The 25,434-nt window shown below is 62.8% G+C and carries 21 protein-coding genes; 14 read left to right on the plus strand and 7 right to left on the minus strand.

What is annotated here, in order from left to right:
- Positions 1-82: 82 nt before the first annotated feature.
- Complete coding sequence (gene cytX, locus LOY67_RS02575; RefSeq protein WP_265065817.1) at positions 83-1,375, plus strand: putative hydroxymethylpyrimidine transporter CytX; 1,293 nt, start codon at positions 83-85, stop codon at positions 1,373-1,375.
- On the opposite strand, the gene LOY67_RS02580 is transcribed toward cytX, so the two are convergent.
- Positions 1,344-2,090, minus strand: coding sequence for an RsiV family protein (locus tag LOY67_RS02580; protein ID WP_265065818.1), 747 nt, complete (start codon positions 2,088-2,090; stop codon positions 1,344-1,346). The two genes, cytX and LOY67_RS02580, sit on opposite strands and share 32 nt — an antisense overlap.
- A 213-nt stretch (positions 2,091-2,303) precedes the next feature.
- Between LOY67_RS02580 and LOY67_RS02585 the strand changes: the two genes are divergently transcribed.
- The 9 genes from LOY67_RS02585 to LOY67_RS02625 all read left to right on the plus strand — a co-directional run bounded on the left by LOY67_RS02585 (position 2,304) and on the right by LOY67_RS02625 (position 12,797).
- Entirely contained in the window at positions 2,304-2,921 is a 618-nt protein-coding gene (locus LOY67_RS02585) for an NUDIX domain-containing protein (RefSeq protein ID WP_265065819.1), read from the plus strand.
- Positions 2,912-3,364, plus strand: a complete 453-nt coding sequence (locus LOY67_RS02590) for a DUF1249 domain-containing protein (RefSeq protein ID WP_024781420.1) — start codon at positions 2,912-2,914, stop codon at positions 3,362-3,364. The genes LOY67_RS02585 and LOY67_RS02590 overlap by 10 nt, the downstream gene beginning before the upstream one ends.
- Positions 3,365-3,470: 106 nt before the next feature.
- On the plus strand, positions 3,471-4,286 hold the full coding sequence (gene cpdA, locus LOY67_RS02595; protein ID WP_265065820.1) for a 3',5'-cyclic-AMP phosphodiesterase: 816 nt from the start codon (positions 3,471-3,473) through the stop codon (positions 4,284-4,286).
- Between the two features lie 665 nt (positions 4,287-4,951).
- Positions 4,952-5,299, plus strand: coding sequence for a DUF6124 family protein (locus tag LOY67_RS02600; RefSeq protein WP_265065821.1), 348 nt, complete (start codon positions 4,952-4,954; stop codon positions 5,297-5,299).
- 717 nt (positions 5,300-6,016) lie between these two features.
- Positions 6,017-6,625 (plus strand): YqiA/YcfP family alpha/beta fold hydrolase, encoded by a 609-nt coding sequence (locus LOY67_RS02605; protein WP_265065822.1) that lies wholly within the window; start codon positions 6,017-6,019, stop codon positions 6,623-6,625.
- 42 nt (positions 6,626-6,667) lie between these two features.
- The gene (gene parE / locus LOY67_RS02610) at positions 6,668-8,572 is read left to right on the plus strand and encodes a DNA topoisomerase IV subunit B (RefSeq protein WP_024780822.1); all 1,905 of its coding nucleotides are present in this window, start codon (positions 6,668-6,670) and stop codon (positions 8,570-8,572) included.
- Positions 8,572-9,558, plus strand: a complete 987-nt coding sequence (locus LOY67_RS02615) for an esterase-like activity of phytase family protein (protein WP_265065823.1) — start codon at positions 8,572-8,574, stop codon at positions 9,556-9,558. Before parE ends, LOY67_RS02615 begins: the two co-directional genes overlap by 1 nt.
- A gap of 84 nt (positions 9,559-9,642) precedes the next feature.
- Positions 9,643-11,907 (plus strand): DNA topoisomerase IV subunit A, encoded by a 2,265-nt coding sequence (parC, locus tag LOY67_RS02620; protein WP_265065824.1) that lies wholly within the window; start codon positions 9,643-9,645, stop codon positions 11,905-11,907.
- Between the two features lie 179 nt (positions 11,908-12,086).
- Positions 12,087-12,797 (plus strand): membrane integrity-associated transporter subunit PqiC, encoded by a 711-nt coding sequence (locus tag LOY67_RS02625; RefSeq protein WP_265065825.1) that lies wholly within the window; start codon positions 12,087-12,089, stop codon positions 12,795-12,797.
- 337 nt (positions 12,798-13,134) lie between these two features.
- Here the strand turns inward: LOY67_RS02625 and LOY67_RS02630 are convergent, their stop codons facing one another.
- Positions 13,135-14,649: an AhpA/YtjB family protein gene (locus LOY67_RS02630; protein ID WP_265065826.1), complete on the minus strand. Its 1,515-nt coding sequence runs from the start codon at positions 14,647-14,649 to the stop codon at positions 13,135-13,137.
- A gap of 133 nt (positions 14,650-14,782) precedes the next feature.
- On the opposite strand from LOY67_RS02630, the gene serB reads away from it, so the two are divergent.
- A complete protein-coding gene (serB, locus tag LOY67_RS02635; protein WP_265065827.1) occupies positions 14,783-15,997 on the plus strand; it encodes a phosphoserine phosphatase SerB in 1,215 nt (404 codons plus the stop codon).
- Between the two features lie 164 nt (positions 15,998-16,161).
- Here serB and LOY67_RS02640 read toward each other — a convergent pair whose 3' ends face one another.
- The 4 genes from LOY67_RS02640 to LOY67_RS02655 all read right to left on the minus strand — a co-directional run bounded on the left by LOY67_RS02640 (position 16,162) and on the right by LOY67_RS02655 (position 21,511).
- Entirely contained in the window at positions 16,162-17,922 is a 1,761-nt protein-coding gene (locus LOY67_RS02640) for a molecular chaperone (RefSeq protein ID WP_265065828.1), read from the minus strand.
- 312 nt (positions 17,923-18,234) lie between these two features.
- Positions 18,235-19,095 (minus strand): archaetidylserine decarboxylase, encoded by an 861-nt coding sequence (asd, locus tag LOY67_RS02645; RefSeq protein WP_139646782.1) that lies wholly within the window; start codon positions 19,093-19,095, stop codon positions 18,235-18,237.
- Between the two features lie 19 nt (positions 19,096-19,114).
- Positions 19,115-19,930: a thiosulfate sulfurtransferase gene (rhdA, locus tag LOY67_RS02650; RefSeq protein WP_265065829.1), complete on the minus strand. Its 816-nt coding sequence runs from the start codon at positions 19,928-19,930 to the stop codon at positions 19,115-19,117.
- A 42-nt stretch (positions 19,931-19,972) separates the two neighbouring features.
- Positions 19,973-21,511, minus strand: a complete 1,539-nt coding sequence (locus tag LOY67_RS02655) for an HDOD domain-containing protein (RefSeq protein WP_265065830.1) — start codon at positions 21,509-21,511, stop codon at positions 19,973-19,975.
- Between the two features lie 154 nt (positions 21,512-21,665).
- Here LOY67_RS02655 and motA point away from each other — a divergent pair, with 154 nt between their 5' ends.
- Both motA and motB read left to right on the plus strand, forming a co-directional pair.
- Positions 21,666-22,517 carry a flagellar motor stator protein MotA gene (motA, locus tag LOY67_RS02660; RefSeq protein ID WP_024780812.1) on the plus strand — a complete coding sequence of 284 codons (852 nt, stop codon included), beginning with the start codon at positions 21,666-21,668 and terminating at the stop codon, positions 22,515-22,517.
- Between the two features lie 3 nt (positions 22,518-22,520).
- Entirely contained in the window at positions 22,521-23,561 is a 1,041-nt protein-coding gene (gene motB / locus LOY67_RS02665) for a flagellar motor protein MotB (protein WP_265065831.1), read from the plus strand.
- Positions 23,562-23,629: 68 nt separating this feature from the next.
- On the opposite strand, the gene rsgA is transcribed toward motB, so the two are convergent.
- Complete coding sequence (gene rsgA / locus LOY67_RS02670) at positions 23,630-24,661, minus strand: small ribosomal subunit biogenesis GTPase RsgA (protein WP_265065832.1); 1,032 nt, start codon at positions 24,659-24,661, stop codon at positions 23,630-23,632.
- Positions 24,662-24,769: 108 nt separating this feature from the next.
- On the opposite strand from rsgA, the gene orn reads away from it, so the two are divergent.
- Positions 24,770-25,312 (plus strand): oligoribonuclease, encoded by a 543-nt coding sequence (gene orn, locus LOY67_RS02675; protein ID WP_265065833.1) that lies wholly within the window; start codon positions 24,770-24,772, stop codon positions 25,310-25,312.
- Positions 25,313-25,434: the final 122 nt, after the last annotated feature.

Here is a 25,434-nt window from a genome sequence, read left to right on the forward strand (position 1 = left end):
TCTGCCGCCGGCCCCTTGTGGGAGCGAGCCTGCTCGCGATAGCGGTCGCTAAAACAACAAAATATCCTCTGAGACAACACCCTTGAGCATCCAACCCAGCACCTATTCCCCCGACATCGCCGTCCCCACGGACAAACGCGTCTTCGGCGCCCGCGATCTCTTCTCTCTGTGGTTCTCCCTCGGCATCGGCCTGATGGTCCTGCAAGTCGGTGCCTTGCTGGCGCCGGGCCTGGGCCTGAGCGGTTCGTTGCTGGCGATTTTCCTCGGTACGCTGGTGGGCGTCCTGCTGCTGGCGGCCGTCGGGGTGATCGGCAGCGACACCGGCCTGTCGGCCATGGCCGCACTGAAGCTCAGCCTGGGCAGCAAGGGCGCGAGCGTGCCGGCGGTGTTGAACCTGTTGCAGTTGATCGGCTGGGGCTCGTTCGAAATCATCGTCATGCGTGACGCGGCCAGCCTGTTGGGCGCCCGGGCGTTCAGCGAAGGCAGCCTGGGGGCGAATCCGCTGCTGTGGACCTTGTTCTTCGGCGCCCTGGCAACCTTGCTCGCGGTGAGCGGGCCGCTGACCTTCGTGCGCAAGGTGCTGCGCAAGTGGGGCATCTGGTTGCTGCTGGCGGCGTGCACCTGGCTGACCTGGAACCTGTTCGCCAAGGCCGACCTGGCGGCGCTGTGGGCCCAGGCCGGCGACGGCTCGATGCCCTTGGCCGTGGGGTTTGATATCGCGATTGCCATGCCGTTGTCCTGGCTGCCGCTGATCGCCGACTACTCACGCTTCGGCAAGCGCGCCAGAAATGTATTCGGCGGTACGGCGCTGGGCTTCTTCATCGGTAACTTCTGGCTGATGAGCCTGGGCGTGGCCTACACCCTGGCGTTCGCGCCGAGCGGTGAGGTCAATGCGTTGCTGCTGGCCCTGGCGGGCGCGGGATTGGGGATTCCATTGCTGCTGATCCTGCTGGACGAGTCGGAAAATGCCTTCGCCGACATTCACTCGGCGGCGGTGTCCAGCGGCATGTTGTCGGGATTGAAGGTTGAACACCTGGCGTTGGCGATTGGTGTCATCTGCACCCTGATCGCCTGCTTCGCGCCGTTGGCGCAGTACCAGAACTTCCTGTTGCTGATCGGCTCGGTGTTCGCGCCGCTGTTCGGCGTGGTGCTGGTGGACCACTTCATCCTGCGCAAACGCAGCAGCCAGGTGGTGTCAGCCGCGTTGCGCTGGCCGGCACTGTTGGCCTGGCTGGGTGGGGTGAGCACTTATCACGTGCTGGCCAATTTCTACCCGGATATTGGCGCAACCCTGCCGTCGCTGGTCCTGGCAGGGCTGCTGCAATTGTTGCTGGGTCGGGCTTTCAGCTACGGCCGGGAAACAGCTCGGGCTTGAGAATGCCGTTGAGGCGCGGGTAAGGGATCTTCAGTTCGATGTGGCCCAGGGCGTAAGGTGCAATGGTGCTGGTTTCGTACTTGAGGATCAGCCCGCCGTAGGTCAGCGCCACGTTCTGGGTTTTCTGGAAGTGCCACTGCTTCAGGAAATCGGGCTCCTGATCCAGTTTGGTGCTGATCAGCCAGCTGTTGTGGGCGACCTGGGCTGCTTTCCAGAAGGCTTCTTCCTGGCCCGGCAGCAACATATCCGACAGCGTCAGCACCTTGTGCTGCTGGCGCGAATAGTTGATGAACCCGCGCCCCGGCGTGCCATGGGCGCCGCCGGTGTCCAGGTAACTGGACAGCTCGATGATCACCAGGCCGTCATGTTGCTCACGTACCTTGGCCTGCAAATAGCTGCTGGTGCGCGGTGGGGCGCTGCGCAAAAACTGCTCGCGATAGGCTGCCAGCGTGGGCGCTACCGGGGCGTCGGGGGTGCTGCGGGTCATCTGCAGCAGACGTTTTTCGACGATGCCGTCCAGGGCCGGTTCGGCAGGAAAGTGCACGGTGTCGATGTTCACCAGTGGGCAGTCGGCGCTGGCGCAGCCTTGTTGCAACTGCTCCGAGGCATCGCGGGTGGTTTCCAGCGGCGTGCGGTAGTTGGGTTGGAACAGGCTTTGGCAAGCACCCAGCGTCAGGGCAATGGCGGCCAGCGAAGCGATTCTGAAAAGCGACATGGGCGTCCTTCATGAAACAGGGAAAGGCAAAAAGTTACCCGCTTCGACTGTCAGCAGGGCAATCAGTTCGCCACTAAACTCATTAGAATTCTTTCACCTCCTGCCGTCCATCCCGATGAGAGGAAAGGGGCTGCATCAAAGGGTACGGGCGCGTTAGGATGGCGCGAAGCCGAGGTAGGAACCTCGCATCGATTGCTCCAGACGAGGACTGCCATGACTGATTTCGCCAACGCCACACCGACCGCTGTGGACATTGTCAAACGCGACAGCTGCTATCAGGGTTTCTACAAACTCGATCGCGTCCAGCTGCGCCATGAGTTGTTCGCCGGCGGCATGAGCCGTGAAATCAGCCGTGAGTTGTTCGTGCGCCATGATGCGGTGTGCGTGTTGCCCTATGACCCGCAGCGCGATGAAGTGGTGTTGATCGAGCAGTTTCGTGTCGGCGCCATGGGCAAGACGCCCAACCCGTGGCTGGTGGAGTTGGTTGCGGGCCTGATCGACAAGGACGAGCAACCGGAAGAAGTTGCTCATCGCGAAGCGCAGGAGGAAGCTGGGCTGGTCTTCGCTGCGCTTTGGCCGATGACCAAGTATTTTCCATCGCCGGGCGGCAGCAATGAATTCGTGCATCTTTACCTGGGGCGTTGCGACAGCACGGGGGCCGGTGGCCTGCATGGCCTGGTGGAGGAAGCCGAAGACATTCGCGTGAAGGCCTGGGCTTTCGAGGATGCCTTGCAGGCGGTGCGCGACGGGCGTATCTGCAACGCGGCCAGCATCATTGCCCTGCAATGGCTGGCCTTGAATCGCGATGAAGTGAGGGGGCTATGGTCTTAAGCAAGCTACGCGATCGCTATCGCGTCGATCTGGTCGGGCTGCAAGCCGCCTGCGAGGCCAACTACGCCCGCCTGATGCGCTTGTTGCCGGACATGCGCAACGACCCGGCACCACGTCGCATCGCCGTGACCCACGGCGACCAGATGCTCGGCGTGCTGGCCCTCGAAGTGCTGCAAACCTGTCCGTATACCACCACCTTGCAAGTGCGCCAGGAACACAGCCTGCCCTGGCTGCCGGTGCCGCAGTTGGAGGTTCAGGTCTATCACGATGCGCGCATGGCCGAAGTCGTGAGCGCCGAGCATGCACGACGCTTTCGTGGCATCTATCCTTACCCCAATGCCTCGATGCACCAGCCGGACGAAAAGGCCCAGTTGAATCTGTTCCTGGGTGAATGGCTGAGTCATTGCCTGGCGCTGGGTCACGAGTTCGAAGTGGTACGCTAGTGCGCTGTCTGTGAACCGGTTCCGGTTCGCGGGTTTCCCCTTTCGATCATCCCCAGCATAATTGCGACTTCATCCAATGGCGTGATCGCGCCTGGGAGAGAGCGATTTGCCGAGCGTATCCACCCTGACCGCCGCCGACCCGGTGTTGCTGGTCCAACTGTCCGACAGCCACCTGTTCGCCGAGGCCGACGCCTCGTTGCTGGGCATGAACACCCGCGACAGCCTGCGGGCGGTCATCGACCTGGTGCTGAAGCAGCAGCCGAACATCGACTTGATGCTTGCCACCGGGGATTTGTCCCAGGACGGGACGCTGGCGTCCTATGAGGCGTTTCGGCAGATGAGCGCGCGGATCGATGCGCCGTCGCGCTGGATTCCGGGTAACCATGATGAGCCGCAGGTCATGCTTGAGGCTGCGGTCCAGAGCCCATTGCTCGATCCGGTGGTGGACATCGGCAATTGGCGAATCACTTTGCTGGATTCTGCGGTGCCGGGTTCGGTGCCGGGGTTTCTGGCTGAGGAGCAGTTGATTCTGTTGGCCAATGCCTTGAGCGAGGCGCCGCAGCGGCATCATCTGGTGTGCCTGCATCATCATCCGGTGTCGATTGGGTGTGAGTGGATGGCGCCCATCGGGTTGCGTAATCCGGATGCGTTGTTTGCGGTGCTGGATCGGTTTCCGCAGGTGCGGGGGGTGCTTTGGGGGCATGTGCATCAGGAGGTGGATCAGGTGCGTGAGGGGGTGCGTTTGTTGGCTTCGCCTTCGACCTGTATTCAGTTTGAGCCTGGTTCTGTGGATTTTGCGGTGGGTGAGCAGGCGCCGGGGTATCGGTGGTTGCGGCTCTTGCCGGATGGGCGGTTGGAGACGGGGGTTGAGCGGGTGGTGGGGTTTGCGTTCACTCCGGACTATGACTCCAACGGGTATTGAGGACGAGGCGGCCTGATAGCCGGCCTTTCTCTTGCGGGCTGAGTACATATCCATGGCTGCGGTAACGGCCACTTACGGTTTCGGCCTTACGCCGAGTCACTTTCGAAAAGCCGGAATGCCGGCCCAGGCGAAAGTAACCAAAGCGCTTATGCCCCACCACTCGGTGCCTCGCCTAGGCTCGGCATGCCCTCACTCCGGCATTGCTCCGTGGGCCCGCCGCGAAGGGCCATCCATGGCCCAGCGCGGCTATCCCGGCATCCATGCCGGGATGCCCACTGCGCAATACCTGCGTTCGGCCAGCGTGGTTAACGGGGCGCCGAAATCAACGTCCACCGCGAGGCGGCCTTACAGCCGGCCTGACTCTTTCAGGTGTACGCCAATCCTTTGTGGGAGCGAGCTTGCTCGCGAAGGCGGCCTTACAGCCGACCTATCTCTCTCGCTCGTACACAGCCCCCTGTGGGAGCGAGCCTGCTCGCGATGGCGGCCTGACAGCCGACCTACATCTGTGGGAATGGTCGGACAGCCCGGCCGAATTTTCCGACGATCCCTGGCGGTTGCCGGGTGGGAAGGGCTATCGCTAACCTTTCCCGGTCGCTGCAATCAGCGGCCGGGCTTGGAAACCCGACCAGTAAACGGCGTAACCGAAACCAATATGGAGCGCCAACATGTCTGAACAAACCTCTCGATCAAATAAAGCCGATCCCGTTTCGAACCTTAAGCCCAAAAAACTAGATGAAGCCGCCGAACGCGCCCTCAACTTCTACCTCGCCCCAGAACCTCAAGCCAAAAAGAAACCATCACCCGGTCAACTGTTCACGGTCGTGGAAGGCCTCGACAGCGAAACCCTCCTGGCCAACCTCAGCGAAACCCTGGCCTCCGCCAATGCCATGCTCAGCGACTTGGCTTTCAACCTGGAAGGCTCCAATCGGCACGTAGCCTTAGGCGTCCAGCAGATGGTCGAACTCAGTGAGTTGCTGGCAAACCGGGCGCTGGATGTCGTCGATCCCCGATAGGTCAGACAAACCTTTTTGTGGCGAGGGGATTTAGCGAAACGTCGCACCGCCCCTGAACAGCAAGGCGGAAAGCTGTCTGACGTCCCGAGGCAGTCGGTTTGACGACGCCTCGTCACCAGGCTCGGCCGGCACAATTGGACCGGCGTACAGGTTGAAAGGGAGAAGTCGGCTGTCAGGAAGTCATCGCGAGCAGGCTCGCTCCCACAGGGCGCGGGGTACATCCGGAAGAAATAGGTCGGCTGTCAGGCCGCCTTCGCGAGCAAGCTCGCACAATGGGACTGGTGTACACCCGAAAGAGCCAGGCCGGCTGTAAGGCCGCCTCGCGACGGACGTTGATCTCGGCGCCCCGTTAACCACGCTGGCCGAACGCAGGTATTGCGTAGTGGGCATCCCGGCATGGATGCCGGGATAGCCGCGCTGGGCCATGGATGGCCCTTCGCGGCGGGCCCACGGAGCAATGCCGGGGTGAGGGCATGCCGAGCCTTAGCGAGGCACCGAGTGGTGGGGCAAAAGCGCTTTGGTTACTTTCGCCTGGGCCGGCATTCCGGCTTTTCGAAAGTGACCCGCCGTCAGGGCGGAACCATAAGCCGCCGTTACCGCAGCAACGGATATGTACACACCCCACAAAATATAGGCCGTCTGTCAGTACGCATGTTCCCCAAACCACCGCCAACTCCCTGTAAACTCCGGCCTTTGCCCCAAACCCAGGGAGTTGGCATGTCGGCTTCGATCCTCTACATCCACGGCTTCAACAGCGCCCCCGCCTCGACCAAGGCCCGCCAGCTCATCGACGTGATGACCCGCCTGGGCCTGGGCGATCAGTTGCAAGTGCCAGCCCTGCACCACCACCCCCGTGAAGCCATGGCCCAATTGGAACAGGCAATTGCACAACTGGGGCGGCCATTGCTGGTCGGCAGCTCGCTCGGCGGCTACTATGCGACTCACTTGGCCGAGCGCCACGGCCTCAAGGCGCTGTTGGTCAACCCTGCGGTCAGCCCCCATCGGATGTTCGACGGTTACCTGGGCACGCAAAAGAATTTGTACACCGATGAAACCTGGGAATTGACCCACGACCACGTCACGGCCCTGGCTGCGTTGGAAGTGCCGGCGCCCCGGGATCCGCAGCGGTATCAGGTATGGTTGCAAACCGGTGACGAAACGCTGGATTATCGCCAAGCCCAGCAGTACTACCGTGCCTGTGCCTTGCGCATCCAGGCCGGCGGCGACCACAGTTTCCAGGGGTTTGCCCAACAGTTGCCGGCGTTGTTGAGTTTTGCCGGCATCGGCGCCGATTTGTACCAGGCGATCGACTTCACATCGCTGTGAGCCATCGCCCCTTTTTCATTCGAACACTGACGACGAGACCCCATGGCCACTCCCAGCGCTAGCTCTTATAACGCAGACGCCATCGAAGTCCTCTCGGGCCTCGACCCGGTGCGCAAGCGCCCCGGCATGTACACCGACACCAGTCGGCCGAACCACCTCGCCCAGGAAGTCATCGACAACAGCGTCGACGAAGCCTTGGCCGGGCACGCCAAGTCGGTGCAGGTCATCCTGCACGCCGACCATTCGCTGGAAGTCAGCGATGACGGCCGTGGCATGCCGGTGGATATTCACCCCGAAGAGGGCGTGTCGGGTGTCGAGCTGATTCTTACCAAGCTCCACGCAGGCGGTAAGTTTTCCAACAAGAACTACCAGTTCTCCGGCGGTCTGCATGGGGTGGGTATTTCCGTGGTCAACGCCTTGTCGACCCAGGTCCGGGTGCGGGTCAAGCGTGATGGTAACGAATACCAGATGACCTTCGCCGATGGCTACAAGGCCACCGAGCTGGAAGTGGTCGGCAGCGTCGGCAAGCGCAACACCGGCACCAGCGTGTATTTCGCGCCGGACCCGAAGTATTTCGATTCGCCGAAGTTTTCCGTCAGCCGCCTCAAACATGTACTCAAGGCCAAGGCCGTGTTGTGCCCGGGGTTGTTGGTCAGTTTCGAGGACAAGGCCACCGGCGAGAAAGTCGAGTGGCATTACGAGGACGGCCTGCGCTCTTACCTGGTGGACGCGGTCAGTGGTTTTGAGCGCCTGCCCGACGAGCCGTTCTGCGGCAGCCTGGCGGGTAACAAGGAAGCGGTCGACTGGGCGCTGTTGTGGTTGCCCGAGGGGGGCGAGAGCGTCCAGGAAAGCTATGTCAACCTGATCCCCACGGCCCAGGGCGGTACCCATGTCAACGGGTTGCGCCAGGGCCTGCTCGATGCCATGCGCGAGTTCTGCGAGTTCCGTAACCTGCTGCCCCGTGGCGTGAAGCTGGCGCCGGAAGACGTCTGGGAGCGCATTGCCTTCGTCTTGTCGATGAAGATGCAGGAGCCGCAGTTCTCCGGCCAGACCAAGGAGCGTCTGTCGTCCCGTGAAGCGGCGGCGTTTGTCTCCGGTGTGGTCAAGGATGCGTTCAGCCTGTGGCTCAACGCCAACCCGGAAACCGGCCTGGCCCTGGCGGAGCTGGCGATCAGCAACGCCGGTCGTCGTCTCAAGGCCAGCAAGAAGGTCGAGCGCAAGCGCATCACCCAGGGGCCGGCGTTGCCGGGCAAGCTCGCCGATTGTGCCGGGCAGGACCCGATGCGTTCCGAGCTGTTCCTGGTGGAAGGTGATTCCGCCGGCGGTTCGGCCAAGCAGGCGCGGGACAAGGAGTTCCAGGCGATCCTGCCGCTGCGGGGCAAGATCCTCAATACCTGGGAAGTGGACGGCAGCGAAGTGCTGGCCAGCCAGGAAGTGCACAACATCGCCGTGGCCATTGGGGTCGATCCGGGCGCCGAGGACATGAGCCAGCTGCGTTACGGCAAGATCTGCATCCTCGCCGACGCCGACTCCGACGGCCTGCACATTGCAACTTTGCTGTGCGCCTTGTTCGTCCAGCATTTCCGTCCGCTGGTGGACGCCGGTCACGTTTACGTCGCCATGCCGCCGCTGTACCGTATCGACCTGGGCAAAGAGATCTACTACGCCCTGGACGAAGCCGAGCGCGACGGCATCCTCGATCGCCTGGTGGCCGAGAAGAAACGCGGCAAGCCGCAGGTCACCCGATTCAAGGGGCTGGGCGAGATGAACCCGCCGCAGCTGCGCGAAACCACCATGGACCCGAACACCCGGCGCCTGGTGCAACTGACCCTGGACGATTTCGCCGCGACCTCGGAAATGATGGACATGCTGCTGGCGAAGAAACGCGCCGGTGACCGCAAGTCCTGGCTCGAGTCCAAGGGCGACCTGGCCGAGGTACTGGCCTGATGCGCCACGGTTTCGCCCTGGCGCTGTTGCTGTGGGCGGGGGCCGTCGTCGCTGGGCCTGCACCGGAATTGAAGTTGCTCTCCGAGCATGCGGTTGACGGCATGCGCGGCGGTAATCTGTCCGGGCTGGCCCTGTGCGGCGGTGAAATGTGGACGGTGTCGGATCGCGACGATGACCGCATTTATCGCCTGGACACCTCTGGTGATGGGGCCTGGCCTGCCCAGGCGTTGATCATCGACGTGCCGCAGGCGCCGGATAGCGGCTTGCCCTGGGGGCTGAGATCGCGCACCTGGGCGGCGTCGTTCCTGCGCGGTGGCGAGCTGGACTTCGAAGGCATCAGCTGCGACAGCGCCGGCAATCGCTATGTGGTCAGTGAATCCCACGCCGCCGTGTTGCAGGTGCCGCCGTCGGGCGAAGTCTCCTGGTTGAAGATCGCCCCGACGATGATCCGCGAGGCCCGTGCCAGCGGCATGTTGCTACATTTCAACGCGCTGTTCGAAGGCCTGGCGGTGAGCCCGACCGGTGACCGACTGTGGTTGGCGGCGGAGCGGGAACGGCGAGGCTTGCTGTTGATCAAGCGTCAGCAAACGGTGTGGGACTGTGACGGCCATTGTGTGCTGTTGAGCGAAGCGGGGCAGGAGATGCAGCCGGCGCAATTCCCCAATGCCAAGGCGGTTTCGCGGGATTTTGCCGACCTGTCACTGTTCGACGGCAAGCTGTTCACCCTGGAGCGCAACGCCTATCAGATCTGCCGCCGCGACCCCCAGACCGCCGCAGTCGAGCGCTGCTGGTCGTTTGCCGTCGAGGCCTTGCAGGACAATCGCCGTTATTCCCAGGCCTATGGGCTGGCCGAAGCCCTGGTGGTGGATGCCCAGGGCGCCTGGGTTGGCCTGGACAACAACGACGGGCCGCGGGCCGATGGCGAAGAGCGGCCGATCATCTGGCGCTTCGCCGCGCCCGATGGCGGCTGGAACGCCTCGCCATGAACCGGCACGCCCTGAACACACTTGAATCTACCCAGCGCGGCGGCAGTATGCCGTTGCGCCAGACAACGAACTGATGAGGCCCGCATGAGCGACATTCTTGCAGACAGCTTGGACGGCGTAGAGCGCCGATCGCTGGCTGACTTCACCGAAAATGCCTACCTCAATTACTCCATGTACGTGATCATGGACCGCGCCTTGCCGCACATCGGCGACGGCTTGAAGCCGGTTCAGCGGCGGATCGTCTATGCCATGAGTGAGTTGGGGCTGGACGCCGATTCCAAGCACAAGAAGTCGGCGCGGACCGTCGGTGACGTGCTCGGCAAGTTCCACCCCCACGGTGATTCGGCTTGCTACGAAGCCATGGTGCTGATGGCCCAGCCGTTCAGCTACCGCTACACCTTGGTGGACGGCCAGGGCAACTGGGGTGCACCGGACGATCCCAAGTCCTTCGCCGCCATGCGTTACACCGAGGCGCGGTTGTCGCGCTATTCCGAAGTGCTGCTCAGCGAACTGGGCCAGGGTACGGCGGACTGGGGCCCGAACTTCGACGGCACCCTCGACGAACCCCTGGTGTTGCCGGCACGTTTGCCGAACATCCTGCTCAATGGCACCACTGGCATCGCTGTGGGCATGGCCACTGACGTGCCGCCCCACAACCTGCGGGAAGTGGCCACGGCGTGCGTGCGCCTGTTGGACGAGCCGAAGGCCACGGTGGAGCAGCTCTGCGAGCACATCCAGGGCCCGGACTATCCGACCGAAGCGGAAATCATCACCCCGCGCGCCGATTTGCTGAAAATCTACGAAAGCGGCCGCGGTTCGGTGCGTATGCGCGCCGTGTATCACGTCGAAGACGGCGACATCATCGTCACCGCGCTGCCACACCAGGTTTCCGGGGCCAAGGTCCTGGAGCAGATTGCTGCGATGATGCAGGCAAAGCCGTCGAAAGCGCCGCAAGTGGCTGACTTGCGCGATGAGTCGGACCACGAGAACCCGTGCCGTATCGTCATCATCCCGGTCAACAGCCGGGTCGACCATGACGCCTTGATGCAACACCTGTTCGCCAGCACCGATCTGGAGTCCAGCTACCGGGTCAACATCAATATCATTGGCCTGGACGGCAAGCCGCAGTTGAAGAACCTGCGGGCATTGCTGGTGGAATGGCTGGAATTCCGCGTCAAGACGGTGCGTCGACGCCTGCAGTTCCGCCTGGACAAGGTCGAGCGCCGCCTGCACCTGTTGGACGGTTTGCTGATTGCCTACCTCAACCTGGATGAAGTAATCCACATCATCCGTACCGAGGAGCATCCCAAGGCGAGCCTGATCGAGCGCTTTGCCCTGAGCGAAATCCAGGCCGACTACATCCTCGACACCCGCCTGCGGCAATTGGCGCGGCTGGAAGAGATGAAGTTGCGGGCCGAGCAGGATGAGTTGCTCAAGGAGCAGGCCAAACTGCTGGCCTTGCTGGGCAGCGAAGCCAAGCTCAAGAAGCTGGTGCGCACCGAACTGCTCAAGGACGCCGAAACCTATGGCGACGACCGTCGTTCACCGATTGTCGAGCGCGCCGAAGCCAAGGCACTGAGCGAGCACGATCTGCTGCCGAACGAGAAAGTGACCGTCGTGCTGTCGGAAAAAGGCTGGGTACGCTCCGCCAAGGGCCACGACATCGATGCGGCCGGGCTTTCCTACAAGGCCGGGGATGGCTTCAAGGCCCTGGCGCCCGGGCGTTCCAACCAGTTTGCGGTGTTCATCGACTCCACCGGGCGCAGTTATTCGGTGGCCGCCCATACCCTGCCATCGGCTCGCGGCCAGGGCGAACCGCTGACCGGTCGTCTGACGCCACCACCGGGTGCAACTTTTGAATGCGTGCTGATGCCTGATGATGATGGGCTGTACGTTATTGCGTCGGACGCGGGTTACGGGTTCGTCGTCAAGGGTGAAGACCTGCAAGCCAAGAACAAGGCGGGCAAGGCGCTGTTGAGCCTGCCAAACAATGCCAAGGTCATCGCACCGCGTCCGGTCATCGACCGGGATAACAACTGGCTGGCTTCGGTGACGACCGAAGGGAGGCTGCTGGTCTTCAAAATCAGCGACCTGCCACAATTGGGTAAAGGTAAGGGTAATAAGATCATCGGGATTTCCGGCGAACGGGTTGCCAGCCGTGAGGAATATGTCACGGATATTGCAGTGTTGCCGGAGGGTGCCACGCTTGTGCTACAGGCTGGAAAGCGTACGCTCTCACTCAAAGCAGACGATCTTGAGCATTACAAAGGTGAACGTGGTCGGCGGGGCAACAAGCTTCCAAGGGGTTTCCAACGGGTCGATGCACTGCTCGTCGAAAACCTCAATTAAGCGTGCTAGACGGCTCGGTCTGCGATTAAAAGCCGCAGATCGATGCTTTCGCGCTGGAGTCGGAACGCATATTCACGGATGATAGGCCCTTTCAAGCGCCGGCGTGGCCGAGCGTTCTTCATAATGACCGAGTATTTTTTCACTGTGGTAAGCCTTGTGGCCGCCACCTGGATGGAACGATGACTGCTCTGCGCCTTCCTATTCTTTGGCTCGCCGGCCTGCTTGGCCTGGCGGGTTGCAGCGTCCATCAGCCGGTGTCGCTGTATCAACTCGACAGTGGCAACCCGGCCCAGCCTGCGCAAAGCACGGGCATGGCTGTATTACTGGGGCCGGTGTCGATCGCCGACTACCTGCAACGCGAAACCCTGCTGCAACGCCAACCCGACGGTAGCTTGCAGGCTGCCACTGACGGCCGTTGGGCCGGCAGCCTCTCCTCGGACATCGACCAGTTGCTGCTGCGCCAGGTAGCAGGGCACCTGGACAGCCAGCGCGTGGTATTGGCGCCGGCCACCCAGGGTTTCACCCCGGATGTGCAGGTGTTGCTGTCGATCACCCGCCTGGATTCAGGCGAAGCGCAACCGGCGGTGCTCGATGCCCAATGGCGGTTGATCGACCGTCGCGGCAAGGTTCGTGAGAACCGCATCGTTCATCTGCAAGAGCAACATACCGGCGGTACCGCTGCACAGGTCCAGGCCCAGGGCGTCCTTCTGCAACGTCTGGCCGAGCAACTGTCCGTGGCGCTCAAGCCACTGGCCAACCAGCCTCCGCTGGTCGAGGCTGCACCGCGCAAAGCTGCTCCGACCCAGGCCAAGCCTGCGGAACCTGAGAAGTCGCCGAAGATCCCGATGGCCTTGCCGATTCGTACCGACATGGAAGTGTTCAGGTTCTGATGATCGGCCCGGATGTAAAACAAAGCCCGCGTTGATGCGGGCTTTGTTGTTTCTGTTTGATGGATCTTCGGCGCCTGTGCCGGCCTCATCGCGAGCAGGCTCGCTCCCACAGGTCCTGCGCTGTCCTTGTGGGAGCGAGCCTGCTCGCGATGAGGCCGATACAGGCACAAAAAAGCCCGCAGACGCTCGATCCTTGGCGTTACGCAGGTGCAGCGTGGTCGCCGTGTAGGAGCTGTCGAGTGCAACGAGGCTGCGATCTTGTCCCAGCCAATTGAGTCGATAGTGAAAGATCAAGATCAAAAGCTCGTCCGAACGCAGCCCGAGCCTTCGGCAGCTCCTACGCCTGGCGCTCATGCATCCGCGCCAGCTGCCGCTCCAGCATCGACGGATACGGCTCCATCAAACGCTCCACGCAGCACGCGCCTTCGGGGCTGGCGATGGGGCGGATGCGGGCGCGCTGGCGGATCAGGGCGTCGTCGTTGATCTTGCGCTCCACCAGCAGCAGGTTGCGGCTGTGTTGTGACAGGGCCAGGGCGTCCTGGGCGATCTCGGTCAGCAACAGGTCGATCTGGCTCAGGCCGAACAGCCCGTCGCCCAGGGTCAGGCCCAGTTGCAGTTGCAAGGTGATGCCGCTGTCGGCGACTTCGATCTGCAATTGATGACCCAGCGCCCGCAGCAATTCACCGCAGCAAATGGCATTGGTCAGGTAATCGTCACCACTGTCTTCTGTGTGGAACAGCATCAGCGTGCTGCCGTCGTTCAGGGTGTGCAACTCACCCTGATAGAGCGAGGCGGCCTGGTCGAGGCAATCGCGGTAGCGTTCGAGCAATTCCTTCAGGCGGGCCTGGGGCAGGCGGCGCAGTTGGTCCTGGGCGCCCAACTGCACGGCCAGCACGGCGCTGTGCTGGGGCTGGTTCGAAACGGCAGGCCTGGCGACCGGCTGCGGTTGCCCGGCCACCGACTCGTCCCGCAGGTCGGCAAAGGCATCGTCGTCTTCTTCGTCTTCAACCGCCCGTACCACATGGCGAGGCGCGGGCCTGGACGTCGGCATCGGCTGGCTTTCGTCGAAGCCGGGGTCGCGCAGGTTGCGCACCTCGAACTCCGGTTCGGCGTCATCATCGCCGTAGTCGATGTCCTCGGGCTCCGGCACGGGCGCAGGCTCCGGTGCGAAGCTGGCGTGCAGTTGCCGGGCCAGATCGCCGATTTCGTCCTGGCGCTGGGTGGCCGGGGTGTGTTCGTCGATGTCCCGCAGCCAGACGCGCAACTGCAGCAGCGGCGTGGAGAGGTGTCGCCCCAGGCGCAGGCTCAGGGCCAACGCCAGGGCCAGCAGTATCGCGCTGAGGATGCCCATGCTTTGCAGGCTGATGGTCATCGGTTGCTGGAACTGGTCCATGTCCAGGCTGATGCGCAGTTGCCCGGCGGTCACGTCCTGGAAGGTGATCTTGCTCTGGTACATGCCGCCGGACTCGCCCAGCAGGCCAGGCTTGGGACGCTGGCCGGCCTCGGCGAGGATGCGGTTGTCGACGCTGTAGATGGCGGCGTGGGCCACCAGCTTGTTCTTGGTCAGGTTGTTGAGCAGCACGTTGAGGCTGAGGATGTCGTTGGACACCAGCAGCTCGGTGGCGGACGTGGCGGTCTGGGTGGTCAGGCTCTCACCCAGGGCATCGGCCTGCTCATGCATCGCCTGCTTGAACTGCAGGCCCATCACGCAGGCATAGATGACCAGGGCCAGGGCGACCAGAATCACGTTATGGCTGGCAATGCGCAATGCAATCGGCACGCGACGGTGGCGCAGTGCACGGAAGATCAGCAGGAAGAAATTGTCGGTTTTGACTGGCGTGGGCCGGTTCACTGAGCTCGGCTCTTTGTCCGTGAAATTGACGCGCAGTATAGCGACAGCCCCATGACCGGCAAAGCACTGGCGGTGCCCGATGGTCACTGAATGTGGGTAGAATGCGGTTTTTTTCCACCTGCGGGGGTGCGCCTTGCGCGAAATCGTCCTGATAAACATCACTGGCAGCGACCGTCCGGGTCTGACTGCGGCCATTACCGGCGTTCTGGCCCAGGGTGGTGTGAATATTCTCGACATCGGTCAGGCGGTGATCCACGACACGCTGTCCTTTGGCATCCTGGTTGAAATTCCGGATGCCGAACAGAGCAAGTCGGTGCTCAAGGACATCCTGTTCACCGCTTACAAGCTCGATCAACAGGTACGTTTCACGCCGGTGTCCGAGGCCGATTACCAGCATTGGGTGGCCGGCCAGGGCAAGAAGCGCCACATCGTTACGCTGTTGACCCGCAAGGTCACCGCCGAGCAGTTGCAGCGCGTCAGTTCGATCACCGCCCAATATGGCCTGAACATCGATCACATCGACCGCTTGTCCGGGCGCATGCCGCTGGACACTCCTGCGGACAAGGGCAAGGGCTGCATCGAGTTTTCCGTGCGCGGCGAGCCGGCCGATCCCCAGGCGCTGCGTGCCGAGTTCCTCAGCGTGGCCCAGGAACTGAACGTCGACATCGCGTTCCAGGAAGACTCACTGTTCCGCCGTAACCGCCGCCTGGCGGTGTTCGACATGGACTCGACGCTGATCGAAGCCGAAGTCATCGATGAACTGGCCAAGGCTGCCGGCGTGGGCGATCAGGTGTCGGCCATCACCGAGCGGGCCATGGCCGGCGAGCTGGATTTCCGTGCCAGCTTCAAGGAGCGCCTGGCGTTGCTGCAAGGCCTGGACGTCAGCGTGCTGGACGCCATCGGCGCTTCCCTGCGCCTGACGGAAGGTGCCGAGACCCTGTTCGCCGAACTCAAGCGCCTGGGCTACAAGACCGCGATCCTGTCTGGTGGCTTCACCTACTTCGCCAAGCAATTGCAGGCCAAGCTCGGTATCGATTACGTGTTCGCCAACGAACTGGAGGTGGTGGACGGCAAGGTGACCGGCGTGGCCGTCGAGCCCATCGTCGATGCCCAGCGCAAGGCGGACCTGCTGCGTGAACTGGCCGAGAAGGAAGGCCTGCGCCTGGAACAGACCATCGCCGTGGGCGACGGCGCCAACGACCTGCCGATGCTGGCGATAGCCGGCCTGGGCGTGGCGTTCCGGGCCAAACCGCTGGTCAAGCAGTCGGCCAGGCAGGCGATCTCGACCCTGGGGCTGGATGGGGTGTTGTACCTGCTGGGCTTCAGGGATCGCGACGGGCAGCTTTGAACCGATAAGGCCTCTGTGGCGAGGGGATTTATCCCCGCTGGGCTGCGAAGCAGCCCCAAACAAAGCGCCTCGGTTGACCTGACGCACCGAGGGCGCAGACTTTAGGGCTGCTGCGCAGCCCAGCGGGGATAAATCCCCTCGCCACAAGGCTGTTCGGTCGCCCGTTAAAGCGACTTCCACAACGAATCGAAATCCCCTTCCTGGTCACCGCCGCCTCCGGCGGGGCCGGCATCTTCCTGGTGGTAGGCAAACTGGTTGAAGCTGTGGGTGCTGGTCACCCGTCGGTCCAGGCCAGCCCGCAGTTCCTGGCCGTTGGTGTTGATCAAGACCTGCTGCCCCTCCTGGAACGGCAGGCGGGGGGCGATCATGGTCGCGGGGAGTTCGATGGCGCTGATCTCTGGGAGCAGCAGCCCCCGCAGGTAATGGCCAGGTTCGTTTTTCTCCCGGACCAATTGCACGCCGCAAGGCTGGGCATAGGGGGCGACCAGTTCAATGCCCATCTGCATGGCGCCGCCGCGAGCCTGGCGAATCCAGCGCACCACCGCGATGCTCCAGGCTTGATCGTTGGGGTCCCGAATGCCGATCATTTCCCCGGCCTGCAGTTGTTCCGGTACTTCTTTCGGCCAGCCGAGGCAGTAGCCCCCCGGGCTGTGGTTGACGATCGGCAGGTCGTAGGTGGGAAAGTGATGCTGATTGTCCGACCCGCTGCCCTCTTCATCGGTCGGGTTGACCGGGTACTCGATCTCTTCGTAGGGCAGCATGTCGCTGTCCCCGGCAGGAGCGGCGTCGAAGGCTTGCTTCCAGGTGTCGCCGGCCTTGCTTGGCGAAGCTTCGAAGTGGGCCCTGCGGGTGACGGGGGTCTTCAGGATTTCGCTGAAGGAGCGTTCGCCGCCGAGGTAATAGTGCAACGCGCTCATGCCCAGGCAGATAGTCAGCGTGCCATTGCCCTCGGTGCGCTGGAAGCTGCGTTCGACGGCCTCACCCCAAGCGGCTTGCAGATGTTGCAAGGTATCGCTGCTCATGCCGCCAGGTACCGGCAGGGTGTGCTCGGCAGGCCGCTCCAGATGGCTGGCGATGGCACGCACCAGCGGCTCAAGGTCGAAACCCAGCAGGCCCGGTTGTTGTTCGGCCCGGAACTTGGAGCGGTAGCGCGGCCCGACATCCAGCTCCGGCGCGACGGCGAACAGGCTGGCGGCCGTGCTGGCCGGGTCCAGTTTGATGCGTTGGCTCCAGGCTTCCAGCACTTCGGCCAGTCGCGCTATCTGGCCCTGGCGCAGTTGATTGCTGCGTGATGCGCCCAGCAGCAGGGCAACGACGTAGGTTTGTTCGGGGCTCAATTGCTGGACCTGGCTGACCAGCTCGTCGCTGACACTTTGATGTTGCAACCGGTACTGGCAGGCGATCCGGTACAGCTGGTGCAGATCGAGCCATAGCCCTTCAGGCACTGGGCTATACAGCTCGGTGGCGCGCAGTAGGGGACCGTTGAGGGCATGTATCGCCCGTTGCAATGCGGTACTCAGCAGGCGGGCCCGGTCCTTGGTGAATTTCGGCGCGATGCGCGCCACGATCTGTTTGTAGCCCATCGCCAGATGACTTTGCAGGGCCTGGCACAGGTTGACGATCTTGCGCGAGCGGTCATCGAGCACGATGGCCTGTTGCAGGAAGTGCCGCTCCAGGTGCTTGCAGACGTAATACACCTCGGGTCGCAGCAATTCGAGCAATTGCAGGCGATTTTCGCTGGGGGTGAGCAGCAGGTTGAGTTCGCCGATGGCCTGGTACAGCAGGCGAGCCGTTTCGCCGATATTGGCCTTGGGCAGGTTGGCAATCCAGCGCTTGAGATCGCGTGGCGTAGCCTCGCAGAACGACAGGCGTGATTGCGTCGGGGTAGAAACGCGCAACAGCGGGAGAGGGCTGGTCTCATTCATGCCGTGGACGGCTCCGGCGGGAAATGAAAGGGATGTCTCCAACTCTAGCAGGTGTGGCCGAAAGAAGTGCCCGATCTGTTCCGAGGGCAACTGTGGAAGCGAGCTTCGCTCCACCATCACGTCAAGCTGACCCACCGCTATCGCGAGCAGGCTCGCTCCCACAGGGGATCAGCGTCGGACACAAACCCAGCAAACGCCACAGAACAACTGTGGGAGCGAGCCTGCTCGCGATGGCGGTGGATCAGTCGGTATTGGATGTGACTGACCCACCGCTATCGCGAGCAAGCCCGCTCCCACAGGGAGGGCAGTGGCTCAGGCCTTGGGCAGTGCCAAGCCTTGGCCCATCCGCACCGGCGAGCCGGCCACCAGTTCTTCGGCCCATTTCACCTGGTCCGGTCCGAACAGGACGATAGCGGTCGAGCCTAGTTTGAAGCGGCCCAGCTCGGCGCCTTTTTCCAGGTGGATCGGCGCGCGGGCGGCTTCGTCGTAGCGGAAGGTCTTCAGTTCGCGCTTGGGTGGCGTGACCAGCCCGGCCCAGACGGTTTCGATGGAAGCCACGATCATCGCGCCCACCAGCACCACGGCCATCGGCCCGCGCTCGGTGTCGAAGATGCACGCCACGCGTTCGTTGCGGGCGAACAGTTCCGGAACGTTTTCGGCGGTGGTCTGGTTGACCGAGAAGATGCGGCCCGGAATGTAGACCATTTCCCGCAGGGTGCCGGCCAGGGGCATGTGCACGCGGTGATAATCCTTGGGCGACAGGTAAATGGTCGCGAAATCGCCGCCCATGAACGGCGCTGCATTGGCCGAGTCGCCACCCAGCAGTTCCAGTACGCTGAAACTGTGGCCCTTGGCCTGGAATACTCGGCCGTGCTCGATCGGGCCAAGCTGGCTGACGGCGCCGTCGGCCGGGCTGAGGATCGCGCCCGGTGTTTCATCCAGTGGTCGCGCGCCTTCTTTCAAGGCGCGGGTGAAGAACGCGTTGAAGTGCTCGTAGGCGGTCAGGTCTTCCACCAGGGCCTGGGACATGTCCACTTGATAACGCTTGGCGAACCACTGGGTGAACGCGTTCTTGAACCAGCGCACGCGGCATTCGGCGATGCAGCCGGCCAGGCGTGACAGCAGGTGGTGGGGCAGCAGGTACTGGGTGATGATGAACAAACGGTTTTTCATTAAATGTCCTTAGGAACCTTCAAAGCTCGATCGGGGTGTCGGGGTGGTTGCCCCATTCGCCCCAGGAACCGGCGTAGCCCTTGACCCGTGGGTAACCGAGCGCCTTGGCCACCAGATAGGTGAAGCCGGAGCGGTGGTGGGTCTGGCAGTGGGTGATGATTTCTTTGTCGGGCGTGATGCCCAGTTGTTCGAGGATCTGCGGCATGTCCTGACGGATACGCAGGCTGCGCGCCTTGTCCATGCCGGCCGTCCATTCGAAGTTGACCGCGCCGGGAATGTGACCGCCCCTGGCTGCCACGACTTTCTCGCCGGAATACTCCAGCGGGCCGCGTGCGTCCCAGATCGCCAGGTCGGCGGCACCGAGACGGCTTTGCAGGTATTCGCGGGTGGCGGTGGGTTCGTCGTGCAGCGTCAGCGTCAGCGGGCCGCCGGCGGGTGCGGGCACCTCGGTGGACACCGGCCGGCCTTCGTCCAGCCACGCCAGCAGGCCGCCGTCGAGGTAGTGGTACTTCGAATGGCCGATCACGTCCAGCAGCCAGATAAAGCGCCCGGCCCAGCCGCCACCTTCGTCGTCATAGACCACGTAGACCGCCTCCGGGTTGTGTCCGAGCTCGCCGAACAGTGCCTCGAGGTCGGCTTTGGCCGGCAGCAGGCCCGGTGCCGGCGGCTGGCCCAGTTGCGTGCGCTTGGGATCGACGAAACGTGCGCCAGGAATGTGGCCGGTGCTGTAGCGGGCGGCACTGGTCAGGTCCACCAGAATCAGTTCGCCGGCGTCGAGGCGCGGGAGCAGGTCGCTCGGCTCGATCACCAGCGGCAAGCCAGAGAAGTCAGGCATGTGAGGTCTCCAGGGGCGCAAAAGGAAGGGATTGTAGCAAGTTCAGCGGCCACGGTTGGTAAAGGTGTGCAGGGCCCGTTCGATGCACTGCACGGTTCTGCCGAAGGCTTGCACCGTCACGTCCCCAAAGGGCCCGCCGCCCTGGTCCACGGCCACCAGCATGATCACCCGGCCATTGCAGGTCAGGGAGCGCAACAACATGTGTTCGCCCTTGAACAGGGCACGCAGGCCCGGAGGCAGCAGTGCCGAGAACTGCGCATTGTTCTCCGGGTTCAGGCGGACCTGGGCCTGCTGCGCCAGCAACCGCTGCAACACCTTGCTCTGGTCGATGGAGAAGCTCATGGCCGCCACCTCAGGGGGCAGGCCGGCGATCTGGTGTACGCGCACGCTGGTCTGGCTGCGGTCGGCCATCAGGATCATTACCCGGCGCATGCCGCACGCCACCAGCGCATCCCGTGCCGAGGTAGTCAGGTGCATGGCGTTGCTGAAGGGGCTTGGCTCCACCAGCAGCGCCGCGCATTGCTTGCGCCACAGGGCCAGGTCTTCGGCGCTGGGTTGCGCGACGGTTGCCCTTTCGGCCTGGACGCGACGGCTGCCGGGAGGCCAGAGCAGTGCCACGGCCGGGTGCCAGAGGTCCGGCATGGCGTGGTGACGGGCGCTGTTGGCGGCCTGCTGGTGCAACTGTTGCTGGAGCTCATCCATGGGCATCTGCAGGTACAGGCTGGTGAGGTATTGCCAGCGGACGTTGTGGGGGCAGTCCCAGGCCTGGTGTGCCGAAAGCGCCAGGCCATTGGCCAGTAGCACGGTGTTGGCCGGCTGGTTGAGCCAGCGTCGCAGGGTCGGGTCATCGTCCAGACGATTCTGCTGGCGCAGCGGGTGTTCGCTGTCCCGGGCGATGCGCAACACCTTGACCAACTCTCGGCGCTCATTGAGCAGCAGGCGATAGCCCTGAGCCACCCAGATCGGCAGGCGCCAGGTCTCCACCAGCGCAAGGCAGATCTTCAGCAAGCTGACGCCGAACAGTTCGCGTTCCACTTTGCTGGCCGACTGGCCTTTATGGATCACCCGCATCTCCCATTCCCCCAGCAATCGCGGGTGAGTCAGGGCCAGCGGCCAGAGCGGTGACAGGAACAACAGGCTGCCCCAGTGGATGTCCTGCCACAGCCGAGCCAGGCGGCTGGCAAAGAAGCCATTGGCCTGTTGCGTGGCGTGTTGGCTGATCAATTGCAACTGGCGCAGGGCGACGGGTATCTCCTGCTCCGGCAGCGACGGTAGGCGGGCGAGCAGCTCTTCGGTGCGTTTGAGGCCGAGGCGGTTGATGGCCACTTCGAGGTTTTCTACAGGTTCTGCAAGGCTGCCATGGGTGTGATGGTTGGCTTCGCGGATGACGCTCAGGGCCAGGGCAGGACTGTCCTGCATGAGCTCGGCGATGTCACGCAGCGAGCGGCGGCTATCGGCGACGGCCTTGCAGACCTGGTCATGACTGGCCTGAGGCACCGGCAAATGCACGCCCTCGAGCAGTTTTACCCAGCCTTCGAGGGTGGTCGGTCGTGGGGTCGGAACCTTCGTTTCGTTAGCCATGGCTGGACGTGATCATCGCATGCTGCAACGTGGCAAATTGGCTTTTCGCCAGAACTGGCTATAGTCTGGCGCAGTTTTGCCGATAAGTAGAAGAAGAGATTTTCCAGCTTCCGAATATGACCTTGAACCCGACTTAAATAAGTACTTTCAATCTATGGCTAAAATTATCGGCATCATTGTCGTGTTCGCGAGCGTGCTCGGCGGATACGTGCTCTCCCATGGCAAGATTGCCGCCCTGATCCAACCCTTCGAGGTGATGATCATCGGTGGTGCGGCCCTTGGCGCATTCCTGCAGGCCAACCCCGGCTACATGACGATGCACGTGCTCAAGAAGTCCCTGGGCATGTTCAGTTCGCGCTTCAGCCACACCTTCTATCTCGAGGTGCTGGGGCTGATCTACGAGATCCTCAACAAGAGCCGCCGCGAAGGCATGATGGCGATCGAGGGTGATATCGAAGACGCCGCCGCCAGCCCGATCTTCGCCAAGTACCCCGCGGTGCTCAAGGACGCCCGCATGACGGCGTTCATCTGCGATTACCTGCGTATCATGTCGTCCGGCAACATGGCCCCTCATGAGCTCGAAGGCCTGTTCGACATGGAACTGTACAGCCTCAAGGAAGACCTCGAGCATCCGTCCCACGCCGTGACCGGCATCGCCGACGCCATGCCCGGCTTCGGTATCGTCGCGGCGGTACTGGGTATCGTGGTGACCATGGCTTCCCTGGGCGATGGCGACCAGAAGTCCATCGGCCTGCACGTGGGCGCGGCACTGGTCGGTACCTTCTTCGGTATCCTGGCGGCGTATGGTTTCTTCGGTCCGCTGGCCCATTCCCTGGCCCATGATGCCAAGGAAGAACTCAACACCTACGAGGCCATCAAGGCCTCCCTGGTGGCCTCGGCTTCGGGCATGCCGCCTTCGCTGGCCGTGGAGTTCGGTCGCAAGGTCCTGTACCCGGCGCACCGTCCAAGCTTTGCCGAGTTGGAACAAGCGGTTCGCGGTCGTTAAGCCATGGAGAACAACCAGCCGATCATCATCAAGCGTGTCAAGCGCATAGCTGCTGGACACCACGGGGGCGCCTGGAAAATCGCCTTCGCCGACTTCGCGACGGCGATGATGGCGTTCTTCCTGGTGCTGTGGCTGCTGTCCACCGCGACCCCGGAACAGAAGATCGCCATCGCCGGTTACTTCAAGGACCCGGTCGGCTTCTCCGAAAGCGGCACGCCCTACATCATCGACCTGGGCGGCTCGCCGACCCTCGCACCGGAAAATACCCTCAACCCCGAGGTCAAGTCCCAGCCGCAGCCTGACAAGGTGACGGTGGATTCCGAGCAGGTCGAAGGCATGGCCGAGCAGGTCGAGCGCGAACGCCTCGAGCTGCTGTTGCAGGAGTTGCAGAACAAGGTCGACGAGAACCCGCAGCTACAGAAATTCAAGGACCAGATCCTGTTCGAGATCACGCCGAACGGCTTGCGCATCCAGATCACCGATGCCGAGAACCGGCCGATGTTCGATTCCGGCAGTGCGCGCCTGAAACCTTATTTCGAAGACATCCTGCTGGCCATGGCCGACACCATCAAGGCGGTGCCGAACAAGATCAGCATCAGTGGCCATACCGATGCCAAGCCATACGTCGGCAAGGGTGACTTCGGTAACTGGGAACTGTCCGCCAACCGCGCCAACGCGGCACGTCGTGCCCTGGTGGCCGGCAGTTATCCGGACGAGCAGGTGGCGCGGGTGGTCGGGTATGCCTCGTCGGCGTTGTTCGACCGCAAGGATCCGTTCAACCCGGTCAACCGGCGTATCGATATCGTGGTGTTGACCAAGAAGGCCCAGAAGGCCATCGAAGGTTCGCAGACCGACGATCCGGCACCCGACGCGACCCAGGGCCACGGCGCCCCGGGCGAAACACCAGCGCAGACGCCGGGTGCTGCGGTTGATCCGAACGCCTTGCCGGCCGATCAGCAACCCGTACCGGCCCATGAGTTGCGCGAGCGTCTGAACCTGTTCGACGACGCCGCGCCGAAACCGCCGGGAACGCCTGCGCAGTGACCCACAAAAAAGCCGACATCACTGTCGGCTTTTTTGATTCAGCTGGATCCGGCTCACACTCACTTCAATCAATAACTGCTTTCCGGCAAGCTGGCGATGATCGAGCGATAGCTGTTCATCCGTTGCTGCTGCACGCGGCCTTCTTCCAGTGCCTTGAGCAAGGCGCAGCCGGGTTCGCGGTCGTGCTTGCAGTCGCGGAAGCGGCAGGTGCCGATCAGGTCGTTGAACTCGATGAACCCGGCTTCCACATCGGCCCGGCTGACATGGCCCAGGCCGAACTCACGGATGCCCGGCGAGTCGATCAGCTCACCGCCGCCAGGGAAGTGGAACAACCGTGCGGTGGTTGTGGTGTGGGTGCCTTGGCCGGACAGCTCGGACAACGGCCCGACGCGGGTTTCGACCTCCGGCAGCAGGCTGTTGACCAGCGACGACTTGCCGACGCCGGACTGGCCGACGAACACGCTGATGCGCCCGTCCAGTTGCCGTTGCAATTGTTCCATGCCGTTGCCGTGGTGGGCCGAGACTTCCAGCACCGGGTAACCCAGTTGCCGATAGACCGCCAGCAAGGCGTTCAGCGCTGGGGCGTTCTGCTCATCGATCAGGTCGAACTTGTTAAGCAGCAGCAACGGTCGGATACCGGCATGTTCGGCCGCCACCAGGTAGCGGTCGATCAGGTTGGCGTGGGGCTCGGGCAGCGGGGCGAACACGATGACGATCATGTCGACGTTGGCCGCCACCGGCTTGAGCTGGCCCCGGCTGTCCGGACGACACAGCTCGGTGTGGCGCGGCAACTGTGCCACGATCACGCCAATGCCCTGGTTGCCGGCCCGCCAGACCACCTGGTCGCCAGTGACCAGCGCCGGTAGGTTTGCACGCAGGTGGCAACGGAATACCTGGCCGGCCAGTTCGCCTTCACGGGCCTCGACCTCGACCTGCACACCGAAGTGCGCGATCACCAGGCCGGTCTGTTCAGGACCCAGGTCGCCGCCTTCCAGGGCTTGCACCGCACTGGACTCGCGTTTGGCGGCGCGGGCAGCGCGCTCGCCCTGGATCTTTTCGATGCGCCAGTTCTGACGACGATTGAGTTGGCGTTTGGCCATGGGTGTTCCGTATTAAAAATGCAGCGATTAGGTAAAACGGCGGCGAGTTTAGCACGCCCGCAGGCTTGCCTAGGCTAAACTGCGCAGCTACTCCGAGGAGCCCTTCCTATGCAAAATCCGCAGAACCTGATCTGGATCGACCTGGAAATGACCGGTCTGAACCCCGACACCGACGTCATCATCGAAATGGCCACCATCGTCACCGACAGTGACCTCAACACCCTGGCCGAAGGCCCGGTGATCGCGATCCACCACAGCGACGAGATCCTGGCCGGCATGGACGACTGGAACACCCGCCAGCACGGCGGCTCGGGCCTGACCCAGCGGGTACGCGAGAGCAAGATCAGCATGGCCGAGGCCGAGGCCCAGACCATCGCCTTCCTGGAACAGTGGGTGCCAAAGGGCAAGTCGCCGATCTGCGGCAACAGCATCTGCCAGGACCGACGCTTCCTCTATACCCACATGAAGTCCCTGGAAAGCTACTTCCACTACCGCAACCTCGACGTCTCCACCCTCAAGGAACTGGCCGCCCGCTGGGCACCCGAAGTGCGTGACAGCTTCCAGAAGGGCGGCAGCCACCTGGCCCTGGACGACATCCGCGAGTCCATTGCCGAGCTGCAGCACTACCGCAAGCATTTCATCAAGTTCTGAGGGCTCCCTGTAGGAGCTGCCGAGCGAAGCGAGGCTGCGATCTTTTCCCTGACAATTACGTCGTGAGCGAATGTCCGGAAGATCAAGATCAAAAGATCGCAGCCTCGCTTCGCTCGACAGCT

The organism is Pseudomonas sp. B21-056, assembly GCF_026016325.1.
Lineage (GTDB): Bacteria > Pseudomonadota > Gammaproteobacteria > Pseudomonadales > Pseudomonadaceae > Aquipseudomonas.